The 18347-nt window shown below is 41.4% G+C and carries 13 protein-coding genes and 1 tRNA gene; 2 read left to right on the top strand and 12 right to left on the bottom strand.

Going from position 1 to position 18347, the window contains the following annotated elements:
* Window positions 1-46: 46 nt before the first annotated feature.
* Window positions 47-1321, top strand: a complete 1275-nt coding sequence (locus tag J0X14_RS05065) for a UDP-N-acetylmuramoyl-tripeptide--D-alanyl-D-alanine ligase (protein WP_207096697.1) — start codon at window positions 47-49, stop codon at window positions 1319-1321.
* A 28-nt stretch (window positions 1322-1349) separates the two neighbouring features.
* Here J0X14_RS05065 and J0X14_RS05060 read toward each other — a convergent pair whose 3' ends face one another.
* Both J0X14_RS05060 and J0X14_RS05055 read right to left on the bottom strand, forming a co-directional pair.
* Window positions 1350-1910, bottom strand: a complete 561-nt coding sequence (locus tag J0X14_RS05060; RefSeq protein WP_207096696.1) for a hypothetical protein — start codon at window positions 1908-1910, stop codon at window positions 1350-1352.
* A gap of 14 nt (window positions 1911-1924) precedes the next feature.
* Window positions 1925-2131 (bottom strand): helix-turn-helix transcriptional regulator, encoded by a 207-nt coding sequence (locus J0X14_RS05055; protein ID WP_207096695.1) that lies wholly within the window; start codon window positions 2129-2131, stop codon window positions 1925-1927.
* A 178-nt stretch (window positions 2132-2309) separates the two neighbouring features.
* Here J0X14_RS05055 and J0X14_RS05050 point away from each other — a divergent pair, with 178 nt between their 5' ends.
* Window positions 2310-2471: a hypothetical protein gene (locus J0X14_RS05050; protein WP_207096694.1), complete on the top strand. Its 162-nt coding sequence runs from the start codon at window positions 2310-2312 to the stop codon at window positions 2469-2471.
* A 6-nt stretch (window positions 2472-2477) separates the two neighbouring features.
* Here J0X14_RS05050 and J0X14_RS05045 read toward each other — a convergent pair.
* From J0X14_RS05045 to J0X14_RS05000, 10 genes are all read right to left on the bottom strand, one after another.
* Window positions 2478-2552 (bottom strand) — tRNA-Val (locus J0X14_RS05045).
* A gap of 266 nt (window positions 2553-2818) precedes the next feature.
* Entirely contained in the window at window positions 2819-3715 is an 897-nt protein-coding gene (locus J0X14_RS05040) for a hypothetical protein (protein ID WP_207096693.1), read from the bottom strand.
* 35 nt (window positions 3716-3750) lie between these two features.
* Window positions 3751-5484 carry a SusD/RagB family nutrient-binding outer membrane lipoprotein gene (locus J0X14_RS05035; protein WP_207096692.1) on the bottom strand — a complete coding sequence of 578 codons (1734 nt, stop codon included), beginning with the start codon at window positions 5482-5484 and terminating at the stop codon, window positions 3751-3753.
* 19 nt (window positions 5485-5503) lie between these two features.
* Window positions 5504-8758, bottom strand: coding sequence for a SusC/RagA family TonB-linked outer membrane protein (locus J0X14_RS05030; RefSeq protein ID WP_207096691.1), 3255 nt, complete (start codon window positions 8756-8758; stop codon window positions 5504-5506).
* 431 nt (window positions 8759-9189) lie between these two features.
* A complete protein-coding gene (locus J0X14_RS05025; protein ID WP_207096690.1) occupies window positions 9190-9504 on the bottom strand; it encodes a helix-turn-helix domain-containing protein in 315 nt (104 codons plus the stop codon).
* A gap of 325 nt (window positions 9505-9829) precedes the next feature.
* Window positions 9830-10240: a 6-pyruvoyl trahydropterin synthase family protein gene (locus J0X14_RS05020; protein ID WP_207096689.1), complete on the bottom strand. Its 411-nt coding sequence runs from the start codon at window positions 10238-10240 to the stop codon at window positions 9830-9832.
* A 62-nt stretch (window positions 10241-10302) separates the two neighbouring features.
* The gene (locus J0X14_RS05015) at window positions 10303-12075 is read right to left on the bottom strand and encodes an alkaline phosphatase (RefSeq protein WP_207096688.1); all 1773 of its coding nucleotides are present in this window, start codon (window positions 12073-12075) and stop codon (window positions 10303-10305) included.
* The gene (locus J0X14_RS05010; protein WP_207096687.1) at window positions 12068-13201 is read right to left on the bottom strand and encodes an alkaline phosphatase; all 1134 of its coding nucleotides are present in this window, start codon (window positions 13199-13201) and stop codon (window positions 12068-12070) included. Before J0X14_RS05010 ends, J0X14_RS05015 begins: the two co-directional genes overlap by 8 nt.
* Before the next feature lie 82 nt (window positions 13202-13283).
* Window positions 13284-15029 (bottom strand): RagB/SusD family nutrient uptake outer membrane protein, encoded by a 1746-nt coding sequence (locus J0X14_RS05005; protein ID WP_207096686.1) that lies wholly within the window; start codon window positions 15027-15029, stop codon window positions 13284-13286.
* Between the two features lie 19 nt (window positions 15030-15048).
* Window positions 15049-18252, bottom strand: a complete 3204-nt coding sequence (locus tag J0X14_RS05000) for a SusC/RagA family TonB-linked outer membrane protein (RefSeq protein ID WP_242527931.1) — start codon at window positions 18250-18252, stop codon at window positions 15049-15051.
* Window positions 18253-18347 lie beyond the last annotated feature (95 nt).

Genomic DNA, 18347 nt, shown 5'->3' with positions numbered 1-18347 from the left:
TTATAAGCCCCGACGTTTGGTCGGGGCTTTTTTTTATCTTCGATTTATGACCATGGAACAGCTTCATGCGCTTTTTTTAGCGCATCCCACCATCTGCACAGATACGCGAAAAATCACGGATAACTGTCTCTTTTTTGCCTTAAAGGGCCCCAACTTCAACGCAAATGAGTTTGCAAAGGATGCTTTGGATAAAGGTGCTGCCTATGCCATAATTGATGAGGAAGAATACAATGCCTCAGGACAATATATCCTGTGCCAGAATGTTTTGGAAACTCTTCAAGAACTGGCACTGTACCATAGAAAACAGAGCAAGGCCCAAATCATTGCCCTTACAGGCAGCAATGGAAAAACCACTACCAAAGAGTTGATCAATGCCGCACTCTCCAAAAAGTACAAGACCATTGCCACCAAAGGCAACCTGAACAACCATATTGGTGTTCCGCTGACTTTGTTGTCCATAGAAAAAGACACGGAGATTGCCATTGTTGAAATGGGGGCCAACCATAAAAAGGAAATTGCATTTCTGTGCAACATGGCCCAGCCCGATTTTGGTTACATCACCAATTTCGGAAAAGCTCATTTGGAAGGATTTGGCAGTGTGGAAGGGGTTATTCAAGGGAAAAGTGAATTGTATGACCACCTTATGGCCCATAACAACCACATATTCATGAATGCGGATGACCCCATTCAGCTGGAAAAATTGGGTGCTTACATTAAAAAAATAGGGTTTAGCACACAAGACCACCAGTACTATAATATCCAATTCATTGAAGCCAATCCGTATGTGGTTCTTGAAGTGGAAGGAATCCGTATAGAGACTCAACTTATTGGAAAATATAATTTCCCCAACTGCTGCGCCGCTATTTTGATGGGCAAATATTTTAATGTTCCACTGGATAACATCAAAACAGCCCTAGCAGACTATCAACCCCAAAACAACCGCTCACAGATTATCCAAAAAAATGGACTACAGATTATTCTCGATGCTTACAATGCCAACCCCACCAGTATGCGTGCTGCTTTGGAGAATTTCAATGCCATGGAAGCATCGAATAAGACACTCATTATTGGTGACATGTTTGAATTGGGGCAAACCGCCGCAGAAGAACATCAAGCTATTGCTGATTTGGCGAAAGAACTTGGATTCGATGCTGTTTTTTTGGTAGGGCAAAACTTTTTTGGAACAAAAACATCACTTGCCAAATTTGACACTTTTGATGCTTTAAAAGAACACATCCAAAAAAATCCATTAGAAAAAGGAATGGTGTTGATTAAGGGAAGCAGAGGAATGGCCTTAGAGCGGGTGTTGGATTTACTGTAAACGTATCGTTTGTTTGAATTATATTATGTTATGAAACAGATAAGGTTTCGACCTTAACTATTTTCCATTTTTCTTCTTTCTTTAAATGATAGACGATGTCCGCTCCACAATCTCCATTACCCGTACATAAAAAGGATGTATAAATCAATGCCTCGTTCAATTTCATGTTAAAAACAACTGACGAAATTTGTACCATTCCAATGTATGGACTACTAATCGATTGGTCTGTCATTATTTCCAATTCGTAGCGATTGAAGTCAATAATCTTTTCAATATCCCATTCCTTGTATTCTTGGAAATCCTTTATGGAAAAATCAGTCAAATTATTATAGCTTATATAATTGCTCAGTAATTGAATATCAGATTCTCTTAATCTTGTATGATTTAGCACTAAAAGGGAACTATACGTTTTTGATAAATCAACCCAACCCAACCCGTTTGAATCATCCTTTTGGTGTCCAAAAGAATGGTTTAAGACTTCGGAAATAATTTGATACTCATCCGATTCGGTTGAATCCGATGTGCATCCAAATAATAAAACCATTAGGGAGACAAATATGGTTCGATACCGCTGTGAAGCTTTCTTCATAACTTGTTTGAACTTTATTTAGTGGAGACCAAAAGTTCCCTGATATCCACATCAAGAAATTTTGCGATTTGATATAACACCTCTACCGAAGGTTGCACATCATTGGTGCACCATCTAGAAACTGTCGACTCTGTCCTATCAAGATGTTTAGCTAATTCTTTGGATGCCACATTTTTTTCCGCTAAAACCGCTTTAATTCTGTTGTAATTTATTTTATGCATAGTGCAATTAAATTGCCGTGTTGTGCTAATATAATTAGACTAAAAATCATTCTGCTTCAATTAACTTGCGGTTTGATGCAAATTTCTTTCCTTGAAACAAAATTTATTTTCCTTTAAACCATAATTTATTGTACTTTCATAAAAAATAGTTTCCTTCTAAATACAATCAACATGTGATATGGCAAAAGAATTCACCAAATCTGACCTAGAACAAATCATTGGCCTACAACAAGAAAGCTTACAAGCCCTCCAAAAGGCATTGGGCAGTTTACGGCACCAAAACGAGCGTTTGGAGCGGAGTAACCAAAAACTAAGAAAACAGATTGCTAAATACGAGTAGAAAAAGTGGGATATACTGGATTCGAACCAGTGACCTCTGCCCTGTCAAGGCAGCGCTCTAAACCAACTGAGCTAATATCCCATTAAAAAGCGGTGCAATATCGGAAATTTGTCAGCAATCTCCATATTCTGCGGAATTCTTTTGTGTTTCGTGCAGGATAATGCGCAGTAATTGTCTTTTTCTAGGCTGGTTTTTAAGATATTATAGATGATTTTACAACATATTCTGTGGTAGGGAAAATGCAATTAGGCAAGTCAGTTCCAATGCTGATAACCAGAAGGCATCGATATAAACATAATCAAAAAAGCTCCCAAATAGGAGCTTTTTCTATTATGCTTTTAAAGTAATTATGGTTTTGTGAGAGAGAACGCATTACCAGTAAATCCTCCAAAATCAATAACCACATTTATGTCTCCTGTACATGTCCCCACGCTCCCACTTCCGGTAACATCAAGGCAGAAACCTGCTCCATAATTAAAACATTCGTTTGAAGCTACAGTGACACTTCCATCCGTTGGGTCTATGGTCAACTCCATATAAGAAGTCCCTGGATTTGCAATAAATGGATTATTTGTAGACAAAATTCGGAATGTGTAATCTGAAACGAACTCGACAGGAATCGCATCCCCTTCAGCATAATCCGCCCAGGCATCTGCTACTACAACATAGTTACCATCAAAATTTGAAGCATCAGTCAATGAACAGAAAAATTGTGCCGAATAAGCGAATGGCGAACTAAAGAATGAACCGTTCGCCACTGTACCTGCAGCATTATTTGTAAACTCTCTTCCATCAGTAAGAACAGCCACAAGTCTTATGTTGAAGGAATCTGAACTGTCATAGTCACCATTTTGTAATCCAAGTGCTGTAAGCACTTCAGCCAATGTTGCAGAAATTTCCCCTCTTGGAAGTCCAAAGGGGCCCTCTGAAAAAGCCGAAGCAGGAATGGTTTTTACTAACGCCTCTGTTCCAACTGTAGCCCCATCAATAAAGGTCATATAAACTTCCACTGCTGAAAGAAGCCCTCCATTTTCAGAGTCCTGAGCCTCTACTGTCACACTCCAAGATAAGGAGGAGTCAAAGAAATCAAATGTCGCATTATTAACAGCAACGGTTCTCAAAACCAATCCCCGTTCTGTTTTAGCCAGTACTTCGTCTACAAGTTTGTCTTCTGAACTGCATGAGGATATCCCTATCAACAAAGCTAAGGTGGCAAACGATATATATAAATTTATTTTTTTCATGATATTAATTTTTTGTTTCGTCATTTCTTATTTGCTTAGTTCGAAAACGGAAATGCTGGCCCCGAAGGGTTGTTGTCCCAAAAAACTTGTTCCGACAAGGTTGACCTTTGTGTTATATTGGCATTTGAAGTCACCGCTTGGTTCGGGTAAAACATTATCCTTGGGAATGTTCCCGGACTACCCTCTCTATTGGGCTGTAAACTATTTGGAAAACCAGTCCTTCGGTAAAAATTGTACGTCTCAATCCCATTACCATAATGGCAGACAAAATAGTTCTCTGCCAAAATGTTCCATTGATCGCTCCCAGATGCGTTTTCAAAAGCATCTCCTTGGGCAGTAATAAAGTCGGCCACCTCTATTAATGTAGGTTCAAAAGAGAGGTCTGCATTTGGATCCAAGGACACAAAACTACGTGCCTTTGCAATCTGCTTTGTCATACCCGCTTCCATAAAAGTCCGCGCCGTTGCGGCATCACTTTGCACCAAAGCCATTTCAGCACGCCAAAAATCAACCATAAAAGCATTAAGGATAGGGGTTATACCAGCACCTCCTCCCCCAAATGAAAGTGGATCTGTTGGCTGTGCCACAGGTTCAAAGTAGTTGTCATCAAAGCGTCCACCCACGGGGTAGACACCCCATGTAGTACGTTTAGGCCCATCCGGAGGGGTACCTTCATCATCACCATGATCTCTTCCCCAATATCCATTGGGCAAAGAACAGAATGTAAATCCTCCATTTACATAGTGGATAGGTGAGGGTTGGAGTGAGCAGCGTAGAGTTTGTTCATCAGGAGCAATCTCTTGCCCAGGCACTGCAATAGTTTGCCTGTAGAAATAATAACGAATCCTAGGGTCGTTATTTGTTTGCATTAATCCCATTAGCCAATTAGAGCAATAATCCGAAGCTCCATTGGATACATAGTTCAATCCATAACGAGGATGTCTGTTGTCTGGTTGTGCTGCACTGGTTCCAGGCCAGTTCCAATCTAGGTCGTCTACCGAGTCCGTAATATAGTTTCCTGATGTCACAATTGCATTAAACGCAGTTAAGGCCCCTGGATCCACCAATCTTGTCTGAAGATATAGTTTCATCTTAAGGGTGTTGGCTGCTTTTACCCATTTGCTGTAATCATTATTGTAAAAAAGTTCCAATGATGGATTTGCCGCAGTGGTATTAGTAAAGTTTACTATGGCCTGATCTAATAGGGATTGGGCTGCTACATAAACAGATTCTCCAGTATCCAATACGGGATTAACAATATCCGGTGCTTGAACTGCCTCCGAATAAGGAACATCTCCAAAGAAATCGACCAATGATGAGATGACATAGGCCTCTATGAACTGTGCAATGCCTATATGTCGGGTTAGTCCCGCCTCTTCAGCCAATGGGGTCATTAAACGTATATCCTTGATAATACCTCTATAGGCATTGTCCCATTCATCATCTACATCACTATCTTGATATGTACTTTCATAATTTCTACTACGCATCTGCATAATACGTGTAAGTTCCATACCCAATGGAGAAAGGCCATCGCCGTTTTGGAAACCCCCGGTCGTATAATTATCCCCTGAATCTCCGTTTGCATCCCCATCCAATTGTCTGGCAAAATCTTCTTCCAAAGAGGCAAGAAAGAAGTCCGGGCTCGCTTGCTCAGGTGTTAAAAAATTTGGGTCATTGGTAAGATCTAATTCAGTAGACTCACAAGAAGTCAACATGAATAAGCCTGTAAAAAAGGCCAATATTATATATTGATTTATTCTTTTCATTTTTATGTCTATTTTCATCTTAAAAAGTTGCTTTTACACTGAAGCCATATCTTTTTGAACTAGGCCCATTCAAGAATTCAAAGCCAAAACCATTACCTACTCCAGTACCGGATGTATTGGGATCGAAATTGGCGCCCTTGGGAGTGTTGAACGCACTATACCATAGGTTGAAACCGGTGGCTGTAAAAGATAGAGCACCAAATGGTGTGTCTTTTAAAAACTTTTTTGGCACGCTATATCCAAGACTTACTTCTTGTAACCTCATCATCGAAACATCATAAACCTGTAACTCAGACGGTCCGCCAAAAATATTATTGAAGAAGTAATCTGAGTTGTTGATCTGTACATCATTCACTCTTCCATCTTCCTGTTGAATCCCTGGTAATATATAAGTGTTTTCCCTATCTATAGTTTCCGTTATAAGACCCCTACCCAAGAGTGTGGATATGGTACTGGACCACATATCTCCACCATGTGTGTAGTTAAATTGGAAACCTAGGGTAAAGTTCTTGATTGAAATGCTATTATTAAGGTTGGCTATCCAGTCTGGATTAGGGTCCCCAATAACACCATCTTGTGGATCTTGTACATAATCCCCAATAGTATTTACAACCAATTCACCACTATCTTTATCCCTAAGGACTCTTGTGCCATAGATGACACCCAAGGGCTGACCTTCTATAGCTGCGTTCCCTAGGTTACCAAAACCAGAATAGACTATTTGATCGGTATCTTGACCTAAATCTGTAACCTCGGTCTCAGTTGCAGAAAAATTAATATTGGTGTTCCAGTTAAAACCTCCTTCTTCGCTACTTCTGAAGAAGTTCAATCCAAGGTCCACCTCAATGCCCTGCCCTTTTATTTCCCCAACATTTGTACTAGTTTGGTAAAATCCAGAGGAAGGATCCAGTGGTTGCGAAACAATAAGGTCAGTGGTGGTACGCTCATAGACAGAAGCATCCAGAGTAATTCTACCATCCCACCATCTGGACTCTATCCCCAATTCTATTTCAGCTACCTGTTCGGGTTTTAGATTTGGGTTCCCCAAGGTGAGGGGACTGGTGTTGGTAACGATATTGGTTCCGGTATTATCTTGGAAATCCTGTGTGTCCAAAATCAAGCGATTGGAAACCGGGTAGTTATCAGAGTTTCCATCGGGAAAACCTGCCGATGTTCCATAACCTGCCCTTATCTTAAGGTAGTTCAGTACATCACTCTTCAAACCGTCAAAAGCGGTTGTTGGAACAAAGGATAAACTTGCACTTGGATAGAACAAAGATCTATTGGCCTTGGCAAGATTGGACACCCAATCATTTCTACCCGCCAGCGTAACAAAAACGAAATTTTCATAGTCCATTTCCACTTGTCCATAAGCACCAACTACATTTCTCTCAGCTGACCCTTGAATCTCATTCTGGTTCAAGAAATTGAAGTGTCTCAAAACCCCAAATACCTGCTGACCATCACTAGAGACACCACTTTGGTCAAAAAGCTCCCTTCTTCCATTGAACCCAACATTAAAAGTGGCTCCAACCGTTTCAGAAATATCAAAATCCCCATTTAATGCAAAGTTGTGATCCCAAATGGTATTGGTATTGTTCCAAGTTTCATAAATCCCGCTAGCCAATCTTGGTTGGGGAACATTTCCATTGATACCTCCTTTATTCTGGTAGTTTACATTGTTTTCACTATACACATCAAGTCCCACGCGATATACCAAGTTCAGATTATCACTAAACTGGTACTGCAAAGCCATGTTACCAAACACCCTATTGGTTTCTTGTGAGGTACGCGCATTGTGCACTGTCCATAGCGGGTGTTGTATATCATTCCCTTGGCGGTAATAGATACTTCTTCCGTCAATAGGGCTCTGATAAGGCAAGCCGACTACATCAATACTTCTTGGTGTAAAGAAAAGATCACCAAATACTGAAGAACCGGCCCCTGTTGCACCATTACCCTGACTTAATGCAACTGGTGGAGAAATAAACTTGGTTCGAGCATAGTTGAGCGTTCCAGATGCTGTAAACTTATTGCTAAGTTCCGCTCGTCCTCCTACACTTATATTATTACGATTAAGACTATTTCCAGGGGTAAATCCATTGTCCTTTAGATAACCATAGTTGGCATTGTATGACACCTTTCCATCATTGGATGCGCCACTAACGTTTATGGATGTATTGGCTACTGTGCCCGTTTTGAAGAAATTTTCAAAACTATCATAAGGTCTCCACTCATAACGCTGCCCTGCAAATTCAGGGAAGGCCTGTTGACCTGCAGCAGAAGTGGAGTAGGGATGGGGTAGCGTACCATTGGCATCAAAAGCTGCACTATTGCCCCAGCCTGAAACCCCTTCTCTATTGAAACTGGGACCCCAATTACTAAAAAACCATCCAAAAGATTGGTCAAAACCTCCTCCATACTGGTCTTGATAATCAGGAGTGGAAGCTATTTTATTAAAGAATATGGAAGAGTTCACGGTAATCTCCGTCTTTTTGGCTCCTTCCCCCCCTGATCCAGCCTTGGTAGTGATCAATATCACACCGTTCCTTCCCAAAGATCCATATAGTGTGGAGGCCGCAAGACCTTTCAATACGTTCACGCTCTCGATACTGTTCGGGTCAAGGTCCAAGAACCTACTGGAACCATTGTTCCCATTAATAAAATCTTGTCTGGAGCCTTGCCGACCAGAAGGGTTGGTATCAGCATTAAAGGGAACCCCGTCCACAATAAACAAAGGTTGGTTGCTCTGACTAAAGGAGTTATAGCCCCTAATAATAATGTTAGTACCAGATCCAGAAAGACCACTTTGGGCTGTAATGTTTACCCCTGAAGCCTTACCCATGAGCACACGACCAAGATCTCCCTCAGCTTTGTTTTCCAATTGTTCAGAGCTTACTTCGGCCACCGCATACCCCAAGGCCTGCTTTTCCCTTTTGATACCAAGGGCTGTTACAATGACCTCTTCGAGAGCTTGGGCATCCTCCTCCATCTGAACATTGATTACACTTTGCGCACCAACTGTACGTCTTGCAGTTCTTTGTCCTAGATATGTAAATACAAGTGTCTGGCCTGTGTTGGCACTAATGGTATAGTTGCCATCAAAGTCAGATTGGGTACCATTGGTGGTGTTTTCAACCACAATATTGACCCCTGGGAGCGGTAATCCGGCCTGGTCAACTATGGTACCTGTAATTGTTTTTTCTTGGGACCATGCCGATGTCATGAACAACACCAGAAAAGCTAATGTCCCAAACAGTTTTGTTACTTTCATAGAGTTAACAGTTTTGTTAGTAAATTATGAGTTAGTTGCAACTGAGAAAGGCAGGTGGGAGAATGTTTTGATAGCTAATTCAAATAATCCTTAGTACAAAAAACAAAACTTAATGGAAAGTCTTTTTTAAAAGGTAGTAAGGCATCTCACCACCTTACCTTTACAATTGCAAGGACAAAACAATTGTATGATTACCTAGAAAGAGTATTTTTAAAACGGGGCGGACATTAAAAAAGTTATTGCCCAACGGCAAGAACTTTTTTTAACAAACATTTACCTCAACTTAAACATCATTATGGTTTGTTCTTCTAAAACAAAGGCTGTATAATCAGAAGAAGCCACACATTTTAAACTCAAATCAAAAGAGTCATTAATAATTTGAAATAAGGGTGGAATTTAAAATTGGAAACGTAGTATTCGGTAGGTAGAAATTATGAAACGTATGCCTCCATATTGCGATAATCATTGGGGCTTAACCCTGTTTCTTTTTTGAAGGCACTATAAAAACTGGTTTTGCTATTAAATCCAACTTCATACATTATCGCCTTTACACTCAGTGATGGTTGCACCAAAAGAAGATCTTTTGCTTCACGGATTCTGTAGTGATTCAACAATCCATAAAAGTTTTTCTGTAAATATTCATTCAAGACTTGGGAGACTTTGTACCTGTCCTCTTTTATATGTTGGGACAACCCATTAAGTCCCAAGGCATTGTTTCGGTATAATTTATCAATTTTAAGTGCCATCTCCACTTTACTCCTAATCCTTGATGCTTCCTCCTTTGTTAAACCAGATTTCTCATATTTAGACGCATGGGTATTTTTATTCCCAGAGAACTGAATGCTACTATTTGGTATTAAAATTTGAAAAAAACCTTTCATTTAAAACCAGTCATTATCGTGTACAAAACTTTTTTGTCACAGATAATGTAATGGGTTCGTAAAACTCAAAGGTCTATCAATTGATGAATACCCTCAATCAATTGATGAATGAGAGAATGAAATGGAATATTTATTACGGATTCAGTCGAATCACTAAATGACCAAAAAGGTATTTAACGTTGAAAAATTGTCACCAATCTCCATATTCTGCCGAATTCTTTTGTGTTTCGTGCAGGGTAATGTGCAGTAATTGCCCTTTTTCCAGCTTGGGCTTTAGGATGTCAAAGATGACTTTTACAAAGTATTCCGTGGTTGGGAAAATGCCCTCGAATTCTGGACAGTCTTCATTCAAGTTTTTATGGTCGAAACGCTCTTCAATCTCATCCTTGATCAAATTTCCCAATACTGCCAAATCCATTACAAAACCTGTTTCAGGGTCCACTTCTCCCCTAATCCTGACCTCTAGATCAAAATTATGCCCGTGATAATTGGGACTGTTGCATTTTCCAAAAACAGCAATATTCTTCTCTTGGCTCCAATTAGGGTTATGAAGTCGATGGGCGGCATTAAAATGGGCTTTTCTGCAAATGGTGGCAATCATTAAAGCAAACTTTTCGCAAAGATACTTTTTATTCTGCCCATGCCCATATTAAAAAGCCATCCTCATTCATGGACGGCCTTTAAAATCTTCTGAAAAACCTCAGTGTTCTCATAGACCCCTCCAAAATGTTGAGATTGCGGGCCGTAGGCAAAAAGGGGCACCATGATTCCGGTATGATCAACGGTTAAAAAATCTCCTTGCACAATTCCTTCGTTTACATTCCCAGCTACAATTCCAAAACCTGAAGTTTCATGATCGGCCGTGATCACCACCAAAGTGTTCTGATGGGTATCTGCAAATTGCAACGCTTCCGCAATGGCTTGATCAAAATCGAGCATTTCTTCGACAATATCACTGGTACTGTTGGAATGTCCCCCATTGTCAATCTGGGCACCTTCAACCATTAAGAAAAAGGGTTCCTCTTTCGTATTCAAAACCTCTAAGGCCTTTTTTACTGCATTTGGAAAAGCATTTTTTCGCCCATTTTGGACGGATGGCACCTTGTTTTCTCCCAGATAAATTGCTGTGGGTTGTTGAAAGGTTTCAAACACATCCATTTTTTGAGTGGCGAAGACGTCTTTAATAGCGTTTTCTTGATTTTGCCCTCCAGAAATAAAGAAATCGAGCTTGCTCTGCTTTAAGTCTTCCACGAGTCCATCGGTGTCATCACGCGCCACCCTATGAGCGTAAAACGATGAAGGTGTGGCTCCATAAATGGCATCGGTGGTTACAATTGCCGTATTAAACCCCTTTTCACTTACTAGATCGACCAAGTTGGTCAATGCTTTGCCATTTTGGTCTACACCAATGGCCCTATTGTTGGTTTTGGTTCCCGTGGCCATAGCTGTAGCTCCTGCGGCAGAATCCGTAATCAGGTCATCGTATGAAGCGGTTTTCACCAGACCAATATTTTTGATTCCAGCTAGGGTCAAATTTCCTTGGTTGGCAATCATTGCTGCAGATATTTGGGCCAACCCATTGCCATCACCGATCATTAGGATGACATTTTTAGGTGCTGCATTGGGGTCGTACCCATATTTGGGCTGATAGACCACCACTGGGTTTTCCTTTTTGAATGTATTTTCATCCAGTTTATCCAAATATTGCTTGGCCAAAGCAGGTTCATCCGTGTTGATATAATCCACTCCAAGTTTTGCCAAACGCGCCCAAGCGGTCTTGGTATCGGGCGTGGCCCAAAAACGAAAAGGTTTCCCTGATTTCTTTGCTTTTTCAATGACGAATTTCACTTTGTCAAAGTCAGAGGCGGTCATTCGTCCATAGCCATTCCAAACCGAATAATCCTTATAACTGACACTTACCAAGGCCACTTTTTCAAGAGAGATGGTATTCAATTCATCCAAATTCTGATGATCAAACCAAATGAAATCAGGATAGTTGTCATACTCCCCTGGTTTAGGTCGGTTCCCTGAAATTACGAATCGTACTTTTTCTGATTCCAAAAGCGATGGATACTGTTTCAATACCTCAACCAGTTTTTCCAAAGTTTGATAGGCATCGGATTTTATATCCACAAGCAACTGAATTTCTCGAAGTTCTCCAGATTGATATAAGTCTTGCAGCCTATCCAAGTATAATCTTTGAAAAGTTCGGTCCGGCACAATTTCATCTTCACTATGAGTGACAAAAAGCTCATTATTCTTTAAAAAAACATCGGCTTCAATAGAGGCCGCTCCATTGCTGTACGCATACCAAAAGGGAAGTTCTTGGGCATAATCATTGTGGGAATGCACCTTATATGCTCCTTGGGCTTGTAGTGCCCCAGCTCCCAACAATACTAAAAAAGCTATGAGGATGAATAGAATTCTTTTATTCATTTTCTTTAGGTTTTGGGTTTAGTGCACTGCGCATTTTATGGTAAATTTCATTGTTTTCGTAGATCCCCTGAAAGTTTTCAGCACCTTTTCCTTTGGCAAATACGGGAATGAGCTCACCGCTGTGCTGGTCGGTATTGAAATATACGGAAACCTTTTCGGGAACTTCTTTCTTATCGCCGGTGCTTTCATCAACTTCATAATATTTGCCGATGCTTACGCCCCCTGTCTCATGATCGGCAGTAACCACTAATAGTGTATTGGGGTGTTCCTCAACAAAATCCAAAACAACCCCCAAGGTTTTGTCAAAATCCAGCACCTCTGAAATCATCATTTCTGCATTTTCGGCATGCCCACCCCAATCAATGTACGAACCTTCCACCATCATAAAAAATGGCTTGCCGTTCTGATTGAAATAGTTCAATGCTTTTGAAGTGGCTTCGCTCAAAAAATCACCGCGACCCTCAATTTTGGATGGAATCCCTTCATCGGCCAAGATAAAAGCATTGGGCTGGTCCAAAGCTGGTTCAGATAATTGAAGTGTATCCAAATGGTATCCTTGTTGAACAAAATCAGAAAAAAGATTTTTACCATCGGTACGATTTCTAAAGTAGTTACGTCCCCCACCAGCTATAAAATCAACCTTGGCTGTTGTCAGTTGGGCTGCAATGTCTTCATGTAAATCCCGATCTTTTACATGAGCATAAAAACTGGCCGGAGTGGCATGGGTTATTGTGGTAAGACTAATCAGCCCTGTTTGATACCCCTGCTTTTGAAGGTACTCCAAAATGGTCTCTTGTGGGATAGTGTCTGCGGAAACCCCTATAGCCCGCTTATAGGTTTTTTCACCAATGGCAAAAGCGGTGGCTCCTGCCGCAGAATCCGTAATCCTATGGCTTTTATCAGATGTTTTATGGAATCCTATTTGTTTGAAGCGTGAAAAATTGGGAGTGCCCTCACCAAAATAGTATGCGGAGGACACTTGTGGAACACCCATCCCATCACCAATCATTACAATGATGTTCAACAGCTCTTCTTGTGCGGGTTTTTCTTGAACCTGTTTGGTAGTACAACCAACCATTCCAAACATTAATCCTGTTGCAATAAATTTTTGAAACGAAAATCTCATTTGTACAATTTTAACTATGAATTAAAACGAGAGCGGCAAGTGGTAAAACCATCTTGCCGCGTTCTCTGCAAAATACACCTGATTAATAGCCTTGGTTTTGTTCCAAATACCCTGGTGCATTGGACGCACCATCAATGGCATCCTGGGGTATGGGGAACAATCTGTGATGTACGTCTGTATCTGTTTTCTCCGTCCAAGTGTCCTCGTAATGTCCAAAACGGATTTGATCTGTACGTCTAAAACCTTCCCAATACAGTTCAAACCCACGCTCACGGAAAAGAATTTCCAAATCGATGGCTCCCAATGCTTCGGGAGTTTGATCTGGACGAGCCGTTCTTGAAGTTCTAACGGTGTTCAAATCCATCAAAGCGCCTGGGCTGTCTCCTTTTCTCAATTTGGCTTCGGCCCGCATCAAATAAATCTCTGCCAAGCGCATAAATACCAAATCCACGCTGCTATAATTGTTTCCATTGGATGATGTATGACTGAACTGGTATTTGGAAACTCGATATCCATTGCGGTGCAATCTACCTTCATTGGAAAAATCCACTTGCAAGGTGTGGCTCACATAATCTACATCCTTATCTGGACCATTTCCTTTGGTCTGAATCACTGGATAAATGCGGAACCCATCATCACAGGTATAGAAAGAACCACCATCGTCTTTTCTGGGACCCCAAAGGGTTCCTCGGATAATTCCCCTATTAATTTCAAAATCATCTGCTGAAATACAGTAGTAATGGTCTTCATCATTTTCTGGCGTTACTCCAGTAAGATCCTGCAGTTCAGCTGGAATAATTTGATTCATCTGATAGAACCGCGCATCAGCCTCCGCCGGATCTGTACCACCGTAAGCATCCACCCAAGTTTGGTAGAAGTCAGAGGTAATGGCTGGACCATCAGTACCATCGGCGCTAGGCCATTCTGGTCTTGGAAACCAACTACCAGCTAAGGACCAATAGGCCCATCGGCTATGCTCTCTTTGCATAACACCTCTTTGGTCTGCCGCAAAAATCAATTCTGGATTGGTATTGTTATCATCATTGAACAAATCAAAATATTCCGGAGACAAAGAGAAATTGCCCGAATTGATAATGTTATCGGTGTATTCAATCACCTTGTCCATATCCTCAGTGGTGAAATTTGGCGTGCCATAGGGGTCACGATATACTGCAGCATTGAGGTTCAGTCTGGCCAAAAAGCCCCAAACAGCGGATTGGGTAATTCTTCCAGGACCTCTAGTAGCATTGATGACATCCACCACGGACAAGAATTCGCTTTCAATGTAATCTATGGCATCCTGCCCTCTAAGAATTTCAGAAAGTTCCCCTGAAGTTTCTTTTTTAAAGGCCAATCCCCAAGCATCCAGTGTCAACATGTTCATATATGCGCGTAGGGCAATCATTTCATGCAATGCACCTTCCGCTTCCGCATCTCCCGCTTCTGCAAGGGGTTGTAGCACCTCTATCGCAGAAAGTGTTCTGGAAATGTTCTTGGTGACCTCATTCCATGAACTTCCTACCAAATCATTACTTGGAGCAATGTTGTGAGTGTGGGTCTCTATGAACTTACCGCCATCATACCAGTCCGTTCCACCTCTGTAGGGCAATATGGCCTCGTCTGCAGCAATCAATTGTAAGCCGTAGTAATTGGTATGTCTCCACACCCAGGCCACTTGACCATAGGCGGGGGCGATGGCTCCGCTAATCACTTCTGCCTGTCCACTCCCCTCTAGGGATTCGTCTATAACTTCTTCCTCTAAATCGGTACAGTTTATGTTTGCCAGTAAACCAAATCCGAAAAGTGCGATTATTATTTTATGCTTCATTTTTGAAGTGTTTTTTTGATTAGAATGATACATTTAGTCCAAATACAAGAGTTCTTGCTTTTGGATAGTTGAAGTAGTCAATTCCGAAGGTCTGGATGCCGTCTATCGTCAAGTTGGAATTGATTTCTGGGTCAAATCCGCTGTAATCTGTTATCACGAACAAATTCTGCCCAGTAACGGACAAACGAATACTGTTGACAAAGTCTCCCAATCCAACAAGTTCCGGCGGAAGATTGTATCCCAAAGTAGCGTTGTTCAAACGCAAGAAATCACCGTCTTCCAAATAACGTGTCGATACAGAGTTGGAGTTGGTAATATCCTCATTGGGGAACTCAGAAGCCAAACTCGTGGTGTTGAAATTGGAGGCCAACAACCCTTTTGTGAACATGGACATTGCCGTGTGGTTGTAGACCTTATTTCCTGAAACTCCGTTGAAATTCAACCCTAAATCAAAATTCTTGTAGTTGAAATTCAGGTAGAACGCATAGACCAAATCTGGCAATGCACTGCCCACAACTTTACGTTCATCTGAAAGAAGGCTAAGACCATCAGACCCAATACCCATAAACTCCTGCATGTAAAACGAGCCAATTGCTTCACCATTGATGTTACCATTAATGGTGGCATCCGTTTGTCCAGCACCTTGCGCAGCACCCGTGGTCAACACTTCATAAGGAGAATTTTCCACTGTGTTGCTAGTGTAGGCAATGTTACCTCCAATGTTATAAGAGAAATCCCCACTGGCGTCGCTACGGTAATCCAAAGCGAATTCAATACCATTGTTCTTGATTTCCATGTCTGGAATGTTGGTCCAGTACTTATCGGTAGGCTGAACAGGGTCTGCAGGTGTAACTTCCAACAAAATATTTTCTGATACTTTATTGAAGTAATCCAACGTACCTGACAATCTATTGTTGAACAGACCAAAATCAAGTCCAATGTTGGTTTGGGTGGAAACCTCCCATTGGATATCTGGATTGGCCAAACGGGTAAAGATGGTTCCATACGGATAATCTTCCAAAGAATCTTCATCCCCGTTGATGGGATAAGAATCATTTCCATCCTTACTATCGGTATAGCTCAACTTGGTAATCTTTGATGGAATTTCTTGGTTTCCTGTCTTACCCCAACTTGCTCTAAGTTTTAGATTGTTGATAGCTGTATTCGACTCCAAGAAGTCCTCGTTCATGATGTTCCAACCCAATGCTACTGACGGAAAATACCCATATCGGTTGTTGCCCCCAAATTTTGAAGAACCATCAGCCCTCATCGTGGCAGTCAACAAATATTTGTTATCGTATCCATAGTTCACCCTTCCAAAGAAAGACTGCAACTCGTTCTTGGTAGCAAAAGTATTCAGGTAAGTCTGGGTATTCTCCCCACTGATTTGATCTTGATATTTAGGATCGATACCATTATCGGAAAAACCTTCCAAATCAAATGCTTTTTGATGCACATAGGTTTCCTGATAGGTATGTCCAGCCAAAATGGTAAAATTGTGAATATCGGTGGTGTAGTTATAGGTCAATGTATTTTCCACCAAGGAGTTTTTATTGGTGGTATAAATGGAATTCAACGAACCATTGATGAAACCTTCCAACAAAGAATAGGGCTTGTACTGAACATCCCTTTCGGTGGATGAATAGTCTACACCCAAATTCAATTTATAGGTGAGTCCATTAATAATTTCAATGGAAGGGGCAATGTTGGCCAAGATTCGGTGGTTTACGGCATCATCGCTGTAAATCTGCTCACGGGTCAATGGATTGAGTCTATTTTCAAGTAAAATAGGCTCTCCGTCACCACCATAAACAGGGTATGTTGGATTCAACTGCAACATATCCCCTACAATGGCTCGTGCATCAGGTCTAAGGTTCTCCGTTCTACTGGCGGTCATGTTGAATTCTACCTTAAAACGATCGTTCAAAGCTCTTTGGGTCAGATTCAAACGGCCAGAATACCGTTTTAAATCACTCCCTCTCAAAACGCCTTCTTGGTCATTCACCCCAAGGGAACTGTGATACGAAAATTTATCAGAGGCTCCACTCATAGAAAAGTTCACGACGGTGGAAACCCCGGTTTGGGTCAACTCATCCTGCCAGTTGGTATTGGCACCTCCATCGTCCAAAGTACCCCCGGCGGCCACAACTTGCTGACGGAACTCGTTGGCACTGAAAACATCAACCTCATTGGCCAAAGTGGAAAAACCTGTGGTAACGCTCAAATCCATTTGGGTTCGTCCCGCTTTCCCTTTTTTGGTGGTAATCACGATTACACCATTGGCGGCCCTAGCCCCATAAATGGCAGCAGCAGAGGCATCTTTTAACACATCGATGCTCTCGATATCCTGTGGATTGATAAAGTTCAACGGGTTTGAGGCGATTCCCGTTCCCGTATTGTCCAAAGCAAATCCATCGATTACATAAAGTGGGGTTGTACCGGAACGCAAACTCCCCACACCACGGATAATCACATCCTGTGCAGCACCAGGTTCACCACTGGTATTGGAAACGTTAACACCCACAACCTTGCCTTGCAACAACTGACCTGGGTTGGCCACGATTCCTTTGTTGAAGTTTTCACTATCCACAGAAGCGATGGAACCGGTTACGTCCGTTTTGCGCTGTGTACCATATCCAACGACCACAACATCCTCCAAAAGCGTAGCATCCTGCTCCAATTGGATGTTAATTGTAGTACGACCATTTACAGCTACTTCTTGTGATTTAAACCCTAAATAGGAGATTTCCAGGATAGCATCTTCCTCTACATCTATGGAAAAGTTTCCATCAAAATCGGTAATGGTACCGTTTGCGGTTCCTTTTTCTGCTACGGAAGCACCGGCCAAGGGAACACCGTACTCATCGGTCACGGTTCCATTTACGGTAACAAACTCCACTTCAACAACCCTTTTTGGGGCTTCGGGTTTTACATCAATGGAGATAGTATGATTGATTCTTCTGAAAGTAAGATTGGCATCTTTTGCCATTAATTCCAAAATAGAACGCAAGGATACGCCTCTGTAGGCAATGTCGTAGGTTTTGTGCAACCTTCGTACTTTACGATCATAGACAAACTTGAACTCAGTTTGTTCCTCAATCTGTCTCAACACCTCTATAACCGTAGCATCGTCCACGGAGAGATTTACTTTAAAATTGTCCAATTTTTGCCCTCTGGCATCAGCAGCAAGCACTGGATTCAACAGCGCTAGGACAATCAGCAAGCAAAAAGTTTGGAAAGTCAATTTGATAAATTGTTTAATAGTCAGTGAATTCATAATTTCACATAATGTTTAATGGTTATAAGAATTTGTAATTG

Origin of the sequence: Allomuricauda sp. CAU 1633 (assembly GCF_017313225.1) — a bacterium.
In the GTDB taxonomy this organism is placed as follows: Bacteria; Bacteroidota; Bacteroidia; order Flavobacteriales; family Flavobacteriaceae; genus Flagellimonas.
This window is presented reverse-complemented; position numbering and strand designations above follow the sequence as displayed.